15 protein-coding genes are annotated in these 14,185 nt (G+C 43.8%); 9 read left to right on the top strand and 6 right to left on the bottom strand.

Annotated elements, in window-relative coordinates; translation table 11 throughout:
- Window positions 1–142: 142 nt before the first annotated feature.
- Window positions 143–1,303, bottom strand: a complete 1,161-nt coding sequence (locus PUN35_RS20775; protein WP_003228862.1) for an aminotransferase — start codon at window positions 1,301–1,303, stop codon at window positions 143–145.
- Window positions 1,304–1,804, bottom strand: a complete 501-nt coding sequence (locus tag PUN35_RS20770) for an Lrp/AsnC family transcriptional regulator (RefSeq protein ID WP_009968070.1) — start codon at window positions 1,802–1,804, stop codon at window positions 1,304–1,306.
- 147 nt (window positions 1,805–1,951) lie between these two features.
- On the opposite strand from PUN35_RS20770, the gene PUN35_RS20765 reads away from it, so the two are divergent.
- Window positions 1,952–2,773: an alpha/beta fold hydrolase gene (locus tag PUN35_RS20765; protein WP_014480683.1), complete on the top strand. Its 822-nt coding sequence runs from the start codon at window positions 1,952–1,954 to the stop codon at window positions 2,771–2,773.
- A gap of 25 nt (window positions 2,774–2,798) precedes the next feature.
- On the opposite strand, the gene PUN35_RS20760 is transcribed toward PUN35_RS20765, so the two are convergent.
- Complete coding sequence (locus PUN35_RS20760; RefSeq protein ID WP_014480684.1) at window positions 2,799–3,059, bottom strand: YugE family protein; 261 nt, start codon at window positions 3,057–3,059, stop codon at window positions 2,799–2,801.
- Window positions 3,060–3,145: 86 nt separating this feature from the next.
- Between PUN35_RS20760 and patB the strand changes: the two genes are divergently transcribed.
- The 3 genes from patB to kapB all read left to right on the top strand — a co-directional run bounded on the left by patB (window position 3,146) and on the right by kapB (window position 6,153).
- On the top strand, window positions 3,146–4,309 hold the full coding sequence (patB, locus tag PUN35_RS20755; RefSeq protein WP_014480685.1) for a cystathionine beta-lyase PatB: 1,164 nt from the start codon (window positions 3,146–3,148) through the stop codon (window positions 4,307–4,309).
- 125 nt (window positions 4,310–4,434) lie between these two features.
- On the top strand, window positions 4,435–5,721 hold the full coding sequence (gene kinB / locus PUN35_RS20750) for a sporulation sensor histidine kinase KinB (protein WP_014480686.1): 1,287 nt from the start codon (window positions 4,435–4,437) through the stop codon (window positions 5,719–5,721).
- A 45-nt stretch (window positions 5,722–5,766) separates the two neighbouring features.
- A complete protein-coding gene (gene kapB / locus PUN35_RS20745) occupies window positions 5,767–6,153 on the top strand; it encodes a kinase-associated lipoprotein KapB (RefSeq protein ID WP_014480687.1) in 387 nt (128 codons plus the stop codon).
- Between the two features lie 26 nt (window positions 6,154–6,179).
- Here the strand turns inward: kapB and kapD are convergent, their stop codons facing one another.
- Together kapD and PUN35_RS20735 are read right to left on the bottom strand one after the other, a co-directional pair.
- Entirely contained in the window at window positions 6,180–6,797 is a 618-nt protein-coding gene (gene kapD / locus PUN35_RS20740; protein ID WP_014480688.1) for a 3'-5' exonuclease KapD, read from the bottom strand.
- A 75-nt stretch (window positions 6,798–6,872) separates the two neighbouring features.
- A complete protein-coding gene (locus PUN35_RS20735) occupies window positions 6,873–7,076 on the bottom strand; it encodes a hypothetical protein (RefSeq protein WP_003243502.1) in 204 nt (67 codons plus the stop codon).
- Between PUN35_RS20735 and PUN35_RS20730 the strand changes: the two genes are divergently transcribed.
- From PUN35_RS20730 to PUN35_RS20720, 3 genes are all read left to right on the top strand, one after another.
- Window positions 6,979–8,187 (top strand): multidrug efflux MFS transporter, encoded by a 1,209-nt coding sequence (locus PUN35_RS20730; protein ID WP_371929879.1) that lies wholly within the window; start codon window positions 6,979–6,981, stop codon window positions 8,185–8,187. The two genes, PUN35_RS20735 and PUN35_RS20730, sit on opposite strands and share 98 nt — an antisense overlap.
- A gap of 92 nt (window positions 8,188–8,279) precedes the next feature.
- Window positions 8,280–10,154 (top strand): transglycosylase domain-containing protein, encoded by a 1,875-nt coding sequence (locus PUN35_RS20725; RefSeq protein ID WP_017695519.1) that lies wholly within the window; start codon window positions 8,280–8,282, stop codon window positions 10,152–10,154.
- A 20-nt stretch (window positions 10,155–10,174) separates the two neighbouring features.
- Window positions 10,175–10,588: a thiol-disulfide oxidoreductase DCC family protein gene (locus tag PUN35_RS20720; RefSeq protein WP_014480691.1), complete on the top strand. Its 414-nt coding sequence runs from the start codon at window positions 10,175–10,177 to the stop codon at window positions 10,586–10,588.
- A gap of 202 nt (window positions 10,589–10,790) precedes the next feature.
- On the opposite strand, the gene PUN35_RS20715 is transcribed toward PUN35_RS20720, so the two are convergent.
- On the bottom strand, window positions 10,791–11,348 hold the full coding sequence (locus tag PUN35_RS20715) for a YufK family protein (RefSeq protein ID WP_003228837.1): 558 nt from the start codon (window positions 11,346–11,348) through the stop codon (window positions 10,791–10,793).
- A 177-nt stretch (window positions 11,349–11,525) separates the two neighbouring features.
- On the opposite strand from PUN35_RS20715, the gene maeL reads away from it, so the two are divergent.
- The gene (maeL, locus tag PUN35_RS20710; RefSeq protein WP_014480692.1) at window positions 11,526–13,127 is read left to right on the top strand and encodes a two-component system sensor histidine kinase MaeL; all 1,602 of its coding nucleotides are present in this window, start codon (window positions 11,526–11,528) and stop codon (window positions 13,125–13,127) included.
- Window positions 13,120–13,827 carry a two-component system response regulator MaeM gene (gene maeM, locus PUN35_RS20705; RefSeq protein ID WP_017695522.1) on the top strand — a complete coding sequence of 236 codons (708 nt, stop codon included), beginning with the start codon at window positions 13,120–13,122 and terminating at the stop codon, window positions 13,825–13,827. Before maeL ends, maeM begins: the two co-directional genes overlap by 8 nt.
- Window positions 13,828–14,185: the final 358 nt, after the last annotated feature.

Below are 14,185 nucleotides of genomic sequence, written 5' to 3'. Positions count from 1 at the left end.
CACATGTCTTATTTCCGCAAAGAAAACTTTTTTATAAAAAATCAGGTTTATGCACAGCAAAAAGGGGGTAAACTGAAAATACCAAAGGCTTTCTAGTATTCCCCCCTTTTATTGGATGCGAACAAAAGGTTCGTATCTTTTTTTATGTTGTTTTGTGCAGGAAGCGTTTCATTCTGACTAACGCTTCTTGAAGCTGTTCAATCGAGGTTGCGTATGAACAACGGATATAACCCTCACCGCTCGGACCAAACACACTTCCAGGAACAACGGCCACTTTTTCCTGCGTCAGAAGCTCCTCGGCAAACTGTTCTGAACTCATTCCCGTGCTTTTAATAGATGGAAAAGCATAGAAAGCGCCGCCCGGATGATGACAGCTGAGACCGATTTCATTGAGCGATTCTACAAACAGATTCCGTCTTCTTCGATAGCTTTTTTTCATTTTTTCTACGTCTTCCATGCCGTTCTTCAGGCCTTCAAGGGCGGCAAACTGCGCCATTGCGGGCGCGCACATCATCGCATACTGATGAATTTTAAGCATGGCATCCCGAAGCAAGGATGGTGCCGCAGCAAAACCGAGCCTCCAGCCCGTCATTGCAAATGCTTTTGAAAAGCCTGAGATGACTACCGTCCGTTCCTTCATTCCCGGTAATGCCGCTATACTTGTAAATTCCTCATCATATGTCAGCTCCGCGTAGATCTCGTCGGCTAAGACGATGACATCATGTTTTTTGGCAAACTCAGCAATCTCATTCAGCTCTTCCTTCGAATAAACCGAACCTGTCGGATTCGATGGTGAGCAGATGAGAATGGCCTTTGTTTTTTCAGTGACTGCCGCTTCAAAATCAGCAGCCGTTGCTTTAAATCCTTTGTCTGCCGTTGTATGAACGTGAACCGGGATACCGCCTGCCAAAGAAACAAGCGCATCGTACGCCACAAAACACGGCTCAGGAATGATGACTTCCTCACCTGGATTCACAATGGCGCGGATCGCAATATCCAAAGCCTGACTTGCACCCACTGTCACAATCAGCTCATTATCTGGCGAGTAGCTAAGATCAAACCTGTTGCTCAAATAACGGCTGATTTCCTCCCGCAATGAGTATAAACCCGCATTGGCCGTGTATGACGTATATCCTTGTTCAAGAGAGAGAATGCTTGCTTCGCGGACATTCCACGCGGTAACAAAATCAGGCTCGCCGACGCCTAAAGAAATGACGCCTTCCATCGTTGCCGCCAAATCAAAGAATTTGCGGATGCCGGATGGTTTTATTTGTTGTACATAGTCTGATAAATACGAAGTCATTTACGGTGACACCACGATTCTTTTGTCGTCGTCTCCTGTTTCAAACACTTTGCCGTCATGCTTGTATTTTTTCAGGATAAAATGGGTTGTCGTAGAAACAACTGAATCAAGCGTTGAGAGTTTATCCGAAACAAAACGCGCTACGTCAGACATCGAATTGCCGCGAATCACGACAGACAAATCGTATACGCCTGACATCAGGTAAACTGATTCAACCTCTTGGAATCGGTAAATCCGTTCCGCCACTTCATCAAAACCGACGCCCCGCTTCGGCGTTACTTTGACGTCGATCATGGCCGTAACGCCCTCATGTCCGTCTACTTTTCGCCAATCAATCATAGCGGAATAATCGATAATAACCTTTTCTTTCTCCAGTTTGTCAATAATTGTTTTTACTTCATTTACAGGGATGCCCGCCATCTTTGCGATTGTTTCTAAATCGGCGCGGCTGTTTTCGTCTAAAATTTCTAATATTTCTGTTTCTTTTTCTGTCAATTTCATTTGATTCACACCTTTGCAATGTCAAGAAATCTCATGACATTATATCACGTTTTTTGACGAATGCTAAGAAAAAACGAGGAGAAACTTCCGCTAGAATTTACAATTTCAGGGCATAATACAACCATCAAAAAAAGGGAGTGACACAGAATGGAGGCGGTTTCACCAATAAGGCGGTTTACGGTCGATGGAGTCAATGTATACTACGAACATTATCAAAATCCCGGCAGGCAAACGCTGGTCTGCGTACACGGTTTTTTATCATCTGCATTCAGCTTCAGAAAAGTAATTCCTCTCCTTCGGGACAAGTACGACATCATCGCGCTTGATTTGCCTCCTTTCGGCCAATCTGAAAAATCAAGAACGTTTATCTATACCTATCAAAACCTTGCTAAGCTTGTCATTGGGATTTTGGAGCACTTGCAAGTGAAACAGGCTGTGCTTGTCGGGCATTCTATGGGCGGGCAGATATCGCTGTCTGCTGCTCTCCAAAAACCTGAGCTTTTTTCAAAGGTTGTGCTGCTTTGCAGTTCAGGGTATTTAAAACGTTCACACCCGACGATCATTTTCGGGACCCATATCCCGTATTTTCATCTTTACATCAAACGCTGGCTCTCGAAAGAAGGCGTGATGAAAAATTTATTAAATGTGGTGCATGACAAATCGCTGATTGATGAGGAGATGATCGACGGCTATGGCAGACCATTTCAGGACGAGCAGATTTTCAAAGCCATGACAAGGTTTATCCGCCACAGAGAAGGAGATTTAGAACCCGAGCAATTGAAGAAAATGAACAAGCCTGCTCTATTGATTTGGGGCGAGGAGGATCGAATTGTCCCAATGGAGATCGGTAAACGGCTGCACGCAGATTTGCCTAATTCCGTGCTGTACTCACTTGGCCAGACCGGACATCTGGTGCCTGAAGAACGGCCTGAACTTGTTTCTGAACACATTGCTGATTTTATCAATTAAAAAAACCGGTGCTGAACCGGTTTTTTTAAGGCGTGCAGGAGCTGCTGTTTTTAATGAATAAAAGCTGGCCAGCCACTTCCCGGCAGCTGTCGATCGGCAGCGTTTGTTCAAAAGAAGTTTCAAATATTTGCTGAATGCTTTTCGCCAGCACGTCGGGATCGTCTTCATCATAGACTGCCTGCACGACATCAACAGCCTCCGTTTCGTAAAACTCTTCTCCATATTTAAACGGGTCCCATTTGGCAATGATCTTAATCATTTCCCTGACCGCTTGACTTTCTTCCATATTCATCACCGCTTATAATAAAATTTGCAGTTCTATCTTATCATAGTGAAGCTTAGAAGAATAAACATACATGAGGGGGTAACAGAATGAACTTTGATAAACGAGAAGAACGCCTTGGCACCCAATCGGTCAAATGGGACAAAACAGGCGAATTATTTGGCGTGACAGACGCACTCCCGATGTGGGTGGCGGATATGGATTTTCGCGCGCCAGAAGCAATAACTGAAGCGTTAAAAGAGCGTCTTGACCACGGTATTTTTGGTTATACAACTCCAGATCAAAAAACGAGGGATGCTGTGTGCGGATGGATGCAAAACAGGCACGGCTGGAAGGTGAATCCGGAAAGCATCACATTCAGCCCCGGCGTTGTAACGGCCTTGAGCATGGCGGTACAAGCTTTTACGGAGCCGGGCGATCAAGTAGTTGTTCAGCCTCCAGTTTATACGCCTTTTTACCATATGGTGGAGAAAAACGGCCGGCACATTTTACATAATCCGCTGCTAGAAGAAGACGGCGCATATGCAATGGATTTTGAAGATTTGGAGACGAAGCTTAGTGACCCAAGCGTTACATTGTTTATTTTATGCAATCCTCATAACCCTTCTGGGCGTTCATGGGGCCGGGAAGATTTACTGAAGCTAGGCGAATTGTGCCTTGAGCATGGCGTAACAGTTGTATCGGATGAAATCCATTCCGATTTAATGCTGTACGGACACAAACACACGCCGTTCGCTTCGCTCTCTGACGATTTCGCTGATATTTCTGTGACATGTGCTGCTCCAAGCAAAACATTTAATATCGCCGGATTGCAGGCTTCAGCGATCATTATTCCGGATCGCCTGAAGCGCGCCAAGTTTTCCGCAAGCCTTCAGCGCAATGGTTTAGGCGGAATGAACGCGTTTGCCGTCACTGCAATCGAAGCCGCGTATTCAAAAGGCGGACCGTGGCTTGATGAATTGATCACTTACATTGAGAAAAACATGAACGAAGCGGAAGCCTTTTTGAGCACCGAGCTGCCAAAGGTCAAAATGATGAAGCCGGATGCATCATACTTGATTTGGCTCGACTTCAGCGCTTACGGCTTGTCCGATACAGAGCTCCAGCAAAGAATGCTAAAAAAAGGAAAAGTTATTTTAGAGCCCGGGACGAAATACGGGCCTGGCGGAGAAGGATTTATGCGCCTGAACGCGGGATGCTCTCTTGCAACCCTGCAGGACGGCCTGCGCCGCATCAAAGCCGCATTATCGTAAATATAGCTGTAAACGCCTTTACGTCTTCATTTGTAAAGGCGTTCTTAATAAAGGAATTTTATATTTTACTTCTAATATTTAGTGTTATAATAGATTCATATTTTATACGAAAGGATTTTACACGAATGGAAATTCTAAAAGACTATCTTCTGCACATCTGCTTTATTTTGTTTCCTATTCTTCTTTACCAAGTGTTTTGGCTTGGAAAACCTGCGATTCTTGTGCCAAAAATAAACAGCGGTTTGGTCACGCTCTTCGCCTGCGGCGCCTCCGTTTTATGCATTATTTTCCCGATTCATGAAATGGACTACATACAATACGGCCTTCAGATGATTCCCGTTATCATTTGTTTATTTTACATTAGTACCGCTTCCGGACTTACAGTCGCCGCATCTGTCCTATGTTTTGAACTGCTTTTTTACGAACCTTCCGCAATGTTTGTTTTCACTTTGCTGCCTTTTCTTATCATTATCCCAATCTTATTTCAGAAAAAATGGCCATTCATGTCCAAAGCGAAAAAACTGCTGCTGTCTTTATTGATCAGCTGCGTGGAGATTTTCCTATTTTTCGCCTCAAGCTGGATTCTATCCGCCTTGAATATTTTAAATTTTCAAAAATCAGGAATTTTCGTTTACGAGGCGGCAGTCTCAGGGCTTTTCCGCTCCAGTGTTCTTCTATTAAGCATCTATATTATCGAAAGCATCGCCGAAAATATCGCCCTGCGCTCACAGCTTATCCATTCTGAAAAAATGACGATTGTGAGTGAACTGGCAGCGAGCGTCGCCCATGAGGTCAGGAATCCGCTGACAGTTGTCCGCGGGTTTGTCCAGCTGCTTTTTAATGACGAAACCCTACAAAACAAGTCGAGTGCGGATTACAAAAAGCTTGTACTGTCAGAGCTTGACCGGGCGCAAGGCATTATTACAAACTATCTCGATATGGCCAAACAGCAATTATACGAAAAAGAGGTTTTTGACCTATCAGCCCTTATCAAAGAGACAAGCTCCCTTATGGTGTCGTACGCCAATTACAAGTCAGTAACCGTCGAGGCTGAAACAGAACCGGAACTTTTGATATACGGAGACGCAACAAAGCTGAAGCAGGCTGTCATCAACCTGATGAAAAACAGTATTGAAGCAGTTCCTCACGGGAAGGGGATGATCCACATATCAGCCAAAAGAAACGGCCATACGATCATGATTAACATCACAGACAATGGGGTCGGGATGACAGACCATCAAATGCAAAAACTCGGCGAACCTTATTATTCCTTAAAAACGAACGGAACGGGACTCGGCCTCACCGTAACCTTTTCCATTATTGAACATCATCACGGGACCATTTCATTTAACAGCAGCTTCCAAAAAGGCACTACGGTGACCATTAAGCTTCCCGCTGATCTTCCTCACTAGCAAATCGATTGGAACTTTAATAGAATAAATGCGAGGTGATGACAGATGAGCACGTTTGAGACAGGCTCTATCGTTAAAGGATTTTACAAAACAGGTGTATACATAGGAGAAATCACGGCTTGCAGGCTGCAGCATTATTTAGTGAAAGTGAAAGCGGTTCTTACCCATCCCGCTCAGGGAGACCTTCATCATCCAAAACAGGCGGATGTGCCATTTTTCCATGAGAGAAAAGCGCTCGCATATGGTGAACAGACCAATATCCCCCACCATATGGTGAAGCCTTATGACGGTGAAGTGCCGGATTATACCGAATCTCTGCGGGAGGCGACAGCACAGCTGAGAGCCAAATTGAATGAGGATGGTTCGGAGTGGGCAAAGCGCTCCCTTCATAATCTGGACATTTTAGAAAAAGAATATTTTAACCAGCCATAACCCAGTCTGACAAAAGATTGGGTTTTTCACGTCGCGCGCTTGAACAGTTCGGTTAAATCGATTCTTTCGCCGATTGTGGGCGGTTTTGGCTTTTCGAGATACTGCTTATCCTGCTCAACAAGCTTAAAAAGTTTATATGCTGTGAGAGCATCATCAAGCGCTTTATGATGGGTGCCGGTTCCGGAATCTCCATACTCTTCGGCAGCTTTCCATAAACCCGTCAATGTCCGGTCTCCAAAAAAGTTTTTGTATTCAAGCGATAAATCTCTCATTTCTCCCTTAAACGGGAAAGGGATATGGTTAAACATACAGTTTTGCTTCAGCACTTTCATATCCATGTTTCCCCACGTAATAATTGTGCTGTTTTTCTCAGGATCCAGCTCGTTTAGTTTACGGATGAAATCCTCGAATCTCATTCCTTCGTCTACCTGTTTTTGGGTTATTTTTAAAAATGATTTGCAGCGTTTCGTAAGCTTCGGGAACTTTTTCGGTCTAACATAGCTAGAAAACGTCTCAACCACTTCATCATCAATCGACTTTACAATTCCGGCTTCAATGATTTCCGGGAAGAAGTTTTGAGGGCTGTACTTTCCATCGGGCATTGTAAATTCGAAATCAATAATGAGTAAGCTGTTTGTCGTCACCTTTTTACACCTGCCTTTCCTCCGATCAGAAAATGCTATCTTTATAGTATATCAATTCCCCTTCTCGACATTTCTTCATTTTCTAAAAATAATGAATTTTCCCAGCCGCTTCGTTTCTTTTAAATTGTGAATCGTTTCTTTATAATTAGTAAGGAACCCGAAATAATAAGAAGGTGATGTTATTTCTATCCGTAAGAAAAACTTTGTCATTGTGTGGCTGGCGAACTTTTTTGTCTCCGCTAGCACAACGATGATCGTTCCTTTTCTCTCCTTATACATTGAGACGCTCAGCTCTTTTTCAAACGGCTTTGTGCAAAGGTGGAGCGGCTATGTGTTCGGCATTACATTTCTCATGGCGTTTTTGGTATCCCCGTTTTGGGGACGGTTCGGAGACAAACGCGGATACAAGAAAATCCTTATGGCAACCGGAACGGGCATTGCCCTCAGCATTTTCTTCATGGGCTTTGTTACATCGGTGTACCAATTGTTTTTTCTGCGTATGGCAATGGGTCTTGTAACCGGATTCATCCCGACATCTCTTGCGATGATTTCGGCACAGACTCCGAAGAGCTCAGCCGGCAAAACGCTTGGCACGCTGCAAATGGGGCAAGTGTCCGGAAGCTTGTTCGGCCCGCTTTTGGGAGGCATGCTTGCTGATCGTTTCGGCTTTACGTATACCTTTTTTATCACATCCTTTGTAATTTTCTCGTCTGTTCTTCTCGTGTTATTTGGTGTCAAAGAAAAGCCTCTTGCAGAGAAAACAGCCAAACGTACGTCATACTCGAGAAAAGAAGTGCTCTCCTATATTTTTCACCATCCGGCGCTGTGGGTCATGATGCTGTTAACCATGCTGATTCAAACAGGCAATTTCAGTATCCAGCCCCTGCTCGCTTTATATGTAAATGAGCTGCACGGACCTGTCAATCTTGCCTTTTTCTCCGGCATGGCATTTTCAGCAACGGGGCTCGGAAGTTTGCTGCTGGCTAGAAAATGGGGTGATCTGGGCGACCGCTACGGCCACCGCCGCATTTTAATCGGACTTTTGCTCGCCGCCTCTTTCTTTTTTATTCCGCAGGCGCTCGCGTCCTCACTCAGCGTGCTCCTTGTTTTCAGATTTTTATTCGGAATGGCGATGGGCGGTTTGCTGCCATGCATTACGGCAGCGATCCGCGTTCAGGCTCCCGGCAGCATTCAGGGTGAAGTTCTCGGCTACAATGTCAGCTTTCGCTTTTTAGGAAACGTGCTCGGGCCTCTGCTCGGGGGAATCATATCGAGCCATTTTACCATTTCGGCCACCTTTTACGTCACGGCGTTTCTCTTTTTCGCCGGCGCCTGCATGCTTTGGATCATGCAGAAACTTCGGAAAGATTCTTATGCCAAAGCAAGCTGATTCCGAGAAAAAACTGAGGAATCTTCTAAATTTAACCTTCTCGTAATCTCAAAAGAATGGTACGATATGGCTAGAATTTAGGAGAAAAGAGAGTGACCATGTTACGAAAAATAATCGGATGGATTTTGCTCCTTTGCATAATCCCATTGTTTGCATTTACAGTTATCGCTTCCGGAAAAGAAGTAAAACAAATGAAGTCCCTGGATCAGGTGCTTGATAAAAATATTAATCTGAAAGATATCAGCCTTGTTCAGAACAGCTACATGTATGACAGGGACGGCTCCCTTGTCTCGGAAATCGTCAGCGACCACGAAAACCGTGTGCTCGTTCCATTTAACAACATTCCCGAGGAAGTCAAACAGATTTTCTTAACATCTGAGGACCGCCATTTTTACGAGCATAAAGGCTTTGACTTTATGGGAATGGTGCGGGCTACTGCTTCTAACGTAAAAGACAAGAAAATTGACCAGGGTGCCAGCACCATCACACAGCAGCTTTCAAGAAACTTATATTTGAGCCACGAACGCTCCTTCAGCCGCAAGCTGACAGAGCTCGCGTATTCCTATCAGCTGGAGAAAAAATATACGAAAAATGAAATTCTTGAAGCTTACTTAAATACCATTTATTTTAACAATGGTGTTTATGGCGTCGGTTCAGCAGCTCAATTCTATTTCAGCAAACCGCTGAAATCTCTCACAGTGGGAGAAATGGCTTTTATCTGTGCTATACCTAATAATCCTACATTATATGATCCTCTCAAGCATTTTGACTACACGAAAAGCCGTCAAGAACGTTTGCTTAAAGGGCTAAAAGATGCCGGGGTCATTACGGACAAAGAGCTGAAAAAAGCCGTAAAACAAAAAATCAAACTGGATGTTGAAAAAAGAGAAGACAAATATCCTGACTACGTTTCCTACGTCAATGATGAATTCACTCAGCTGGTGTCTGAATCAGAAGGCTTTGATAAACGCCTTCAAAAAGCATCAGGAAAACAAAAAGAAAAGATCGAAAACGAGCTGTCCGCAAGAGTCAGCACGCTGATGAAAGACGGCGTGAAAATTTATACTGCACTTGATCCGTACATGCAAAATCAAGTTGTGGCACAAATGAATTCCAAGCTCCCGTATGCGGACGTACAGGGCGGAGCGGCTGTGATTAATCACCAGACGCATCAAATCATCGCTCTATCCGGCGGGAAAAACTATCAAAAATATGACTTTAACCGCGCCTACCAGGCGTACAGGCAGCCGGGTTCATCCATTAAGCCGCTTCTTGATTACGGCCCTTATATTGAACAGACCGGCGCGACAGCAAGCAGCACAATTGATGCCAGCAAGTTTTGCAGCAAAGACTACTGTCCGCAAAACTACAATAACCGCACTTACGGCACAGTGACGCTTGATACGGCGTTTAAAAATTCATATAATACCCCGGCTATTAGAATGCTCGACCGCGTCGGCATCCAAAAGGCATTCAGTTATATTGAGCCGTATCATTTTGCCAAACTTGTCGACAGTGACTATCTTCTTCCGGCGGCGCTTGGCGGATTTACAAACGGCATGACGCCTCTTGAGATGACAAAGGCTTATACGACATTCGGCAACAGCGGAAGCTATACGCCGAGCCATGCGATTACAAAGGTGACAGACCTAAAAGGAAAAACGCTTTATAAATGGAATGATAAAGCGACTCAAATATTCAGCGTCCGCACGAACATGCAGCTGAAAAAACTGATGTCGTCCGTTGTGAAAAGCGGAACAGGGAAAAAAGCATATTTCAATGCGCCTTACATCGGCGGTAAAACCGGAACATCAAATGATTATCACGATATGTGGTTTGTCGGCCTGACTGATACGTATACAATGGGTGTCTGGGTCGGAAAGGACACACCGACCAGCGTTGAATATCTTCACAGCATCAGCCCTCAGCTTTCCATCTGGAAAGGAACGCTGCAAGCGGCTTATTAAAGGATCGGAGGGGATATGGGGTGACTTCAGAACAAATTCCAAATCGCGTTTTGCTGTTTGACGGTGTCTGCAATCTATGCAATGGCGCCGTGCAATTTATCATTAAACGTGATCCGGACGGATTGATTTCTTTCACATCGCTGCAGTCGGAAACAGGGCAGAGCCTGCTGAAAAAAAGCGGGCTCCCGACTGATCGGTTTGACAGCTTTGTCTTTATTGAAGACGGCCAAGTGCACACAAAGTCAACTGCAGCCATTAAGGTTTTCAGGCATCTGCGAGGCCCATGGCGGCTCTTCGTCCTGTTTTTCGCAGTACCGAAGCCTGTCAGAGATATGGTCTATTCTTTCATTGCCAAAAACCGCTATAAGTGGTTTGGCAAAAAAAATGAATGTATGCTCCCCTCCCCTTCTATTAAAAAAAGATTTTTACCGTAAATAAAAAATGGCTAGGAAGCTAGCCATCACAGATTGTTGACAAAATCCTAAAACGGCTTCGTTTTAGGATTTTGTCATCTATTCAGCGTGATTGAAAACTTTTGAAGTTGTGAAACGGCGGAAACCTGAGAATCTAGCCGCCGTTTCATTGCGCACAGAGCACGAAGCGCAAATCTGACCACCAAACGCTGAAATGGATAGCTTACACAGGTAAGCTAGCCATTATGCTATTATAAAGCTTGATAAATATGAACAGAATACCGATAACAAAGGTAAACCAAAACAGCAGTTCCAATAGAATGAATCCAACTAATGACATGAGAGAAAGCGTCGAATAAATCCGGTATACGGTAAACACAAAGTAAGCGAGCGTGACGACCGCAAACCAGATCACAATCCAAATGACATTTTGCAAGAGCACAAAGGATAAAATCCCGCCGCCCAAATAAATCATGGAACCCATTCTGAGTTTTTTCAGGTTGTTCCCTTCCGGATCATTAGCAAAAAACAGCAATGACAGCTCGGTCACGGTATTTGCAATTAATTTCAGAGCGGACAGAACCATAAAATATAAAAGTGCAAAGGCAGCAAATAACGCAAGCCTGATTCCTTTCTCTGAAAAATAATCGAGCATTCCATCATACATTCCAAATGAAGACAGCATCTTCAACGCATAAAGTGAAGTTGAGATGGATAAGGACGAACTAAAAAGCAGGATCGCAATCAGCGGAAAATATCCTGTCAAATAAGTATTTTTCATATAAAAAAGTCCCTTTCTATAATCTACCTCATTTATTATGGAGGACTTAAAACACATTGACAAGATAAATTATTCCATTTTTTCTCCTTTTTACGAATTACGGTCCCAAATCTTCACAAAGCAGCATTTTGAGAGTAAAGTAGTACGCAGGAATCATAAAACGTAAGGAAGTTTTATATGAAAAAAACATTAAAACTGCAAACCAGACTCACCATATTTGTTTGTATCGTTGTATTAATCGCATTGCTCATTACGTTTTTTACAGTCGGTGCCCAAACCACCAAACGAATTAGAGATCAGGAAAAGGCCACTGCGCTGCAGACTGCTGAAATGGTAGCTGAGGCGCCGATGACAGCCGCTGCTTTAGAAAGCGGAAAAAAACAAAAGGAACTGCAGAGCTACACAAAGCGGGTTCAGAAAATTACCGGCACGGAATTTGTTGTCGTCATGGATATGAACGGTATCCGCAAAACTCATCCTGACCCGAGCAAAATCGGAAAAAAATTCAGAGGCGGTGATGAGTCCGAGGTATTAAAAGGGCATGTCCATATCAGCACAGCCTCTGGCACGCTCGGGAAATCGCAGAGAGCGTTCGTCCCTGTCTACGCGGAGAATGGAAAACAGGTCGGTGCAGTCGCGGTCGGCATCACCGTAAATGAAATTGATGAAGTGATCAGCCATAGCTTACGGCCGCTTTACTTTATTATTTGCGTCAGCATCTTCGTCGGTGTGATCGGAGCCGTTATCGTCGCCCGTACAGTGAAAAATATCATGTACGGACTTGAACCTTATGAAATTGCGACTCTGCTTGAAGAACGGAGCGCGATGCTGGAATCGACGAAGGAAGGAATACTCGCTGTCGATGAACATGGCAAAATTAAACTTGCCAACGCGGAAGCAAAACACCTATTCGTCAAAATGGGCATCAACACAAATCCCATTGATCAGGATGTAGATGACATCTTGCCGAAAAGCCGCTTGAAAAAGGTCATTGAGACAAAAAAACCTCTTCAAGACAGAGACGTCCGCATTAACGGACTGGAGCTTGTGTTTAATGAAGTTCCTATCCAGCTGAAAGGACAAACTGTCGGAGCGATTGCAACATTCCGCGACAAGACCGAGGTAAAACATTTAGCTGAACAGCTTTCCGGTGTTAAAATGTATGCAAACGCACTGAGAGCGCAGTCTCATGAATTTATGAACAAACTGCATGTGATATTAGGTCTCGTCCAGCTGAAAGAGTATGATGATCTTGGAGATTATATTAAAGATATAGCCATACAGCAAAAATCAGAAACAAGTGAAATTATAAATGATGTCAAAAGCTCCGTACTGGCCGGTTTTCTGCTCGGAAAGCAAAGCTTTATACGTGAGCAGGGCGCAAATCTTGATATTGAATGCAACGGTGTCATCCCGAACGCGGCAGACCCTTCTGTCATCCATGAACTTATTACAATCATCGGAAATCTCATCAACAATGGCTTAGACGCCGTTGCGGATATGCCGAAAAAACAAATCACCATGTCCATGCGCTTCCATAACAGCATACTTGATATTGAAATTACCGATACTGGAGCAGGCATGTCTGAAGAAGACCAAGCCAAAGTATTTGAACAAGGCTATTCAACAAAGGGCAAAAACCGGGGATTCGGCCTTTATTTCACACAGCAAAGCATCGAAAATTTAAAAGGCCAAATGATCCTCACAAGCGAAAAGAATGAAGGAACGACATTCAGTATTCGCATCCCGTACGAACCGAAGGAGGAAAATCATGATTAATGTACTAATAGTTGAAGATGACCCCATGGTGGGTGAATTAAATAAACGATACTTAAGCCAAATAGATGGCTTTCAGCTGAAAGGCATCGCTTCTTCCTTTCAAAGCGCTCTGCATATTTTAGGCGAGCACCATATCGACCTCATTTTGCTTGATATTTATATGCCGGGAAAAAACGGGCTGGAACTGCTGACGGAATTGAGAGCCCATAATGAAGCGGTTGACGTGATTGTCATCTCAGCGGCCAGCGAGCTTGACGTAATCAAGAAAACACTTCGGTACGGAGCTGTCGATTATTTAATCAAACCGTTTGAATTTGAACGTTTCCAAACGGCTTTGTCTGATTACAGACGAAAACAAAAGGTGTATTCAACCCATCGCAACATGAGCCAAAAAGAACTGGACGCCGAGCTTTTTCAAAAGAAAGAAGCAACAGAAAAAGTGCAGCTTCCTAAAGGCCTGACAAAAAGCACGCTGAAGCTGATCTGGTCCAGTATCCAGTCATTTGAAAATGAATCTTTTACGACAGAAGACTTGGCAAAGCACACAGAAATCTCTCAAGTATCCATACGAAAATACTTAAAGTTTCTTGAAGATGTACAAGTTCTGAATGTAGAAATGGCGTACGGAACGATCGGAAGACCTGTGTTTCAGTACAACGTCAACAACAGTAACCTTAACGGAATAAAGCAATATCTATAAGAAAACGCACTGCTCGCTTTGAGCAGTGCGTTTTTCCTGTCATATCTCTTGCCAAGATGCTTGATTCTATTGTTGATAAGTTATACAAGAATAACAAAGGGCCTTTCACATTTTTAAGCAAACAATTCTAAAAATAGATACTTTTTAAAAAATTATGCGAAATTCTATTTATTTCTTATTAGTTAAATGATAAATTATGATTGGTAAGTTGATCCCGAAAAACTAAGTCATAAGTCTTACTTCAGAAAACGATGTCACGGTTTTCCGCCCGGAACGCCTTCCGCATCCTTCTCTTCCCCGCCTTTCGAAGGAAATACTCACACCACGCTTATTCAGGGAAGAATAGAACTGTCTCAGC

It is taken from the genome of Bacillus sp. N3378-2at (assembly GCF_033412715.1).
GTDB lineage: Bacteria > Bacillota > Bacilli > Bacillales > Bacillaceae > Bacillus > Bacillus subtilis.
The sequence above is the reverse complement of the archived record's forward strand: the minus strand, read 5'-3'. Positions and strand labels throughout refer to the sequence as shown.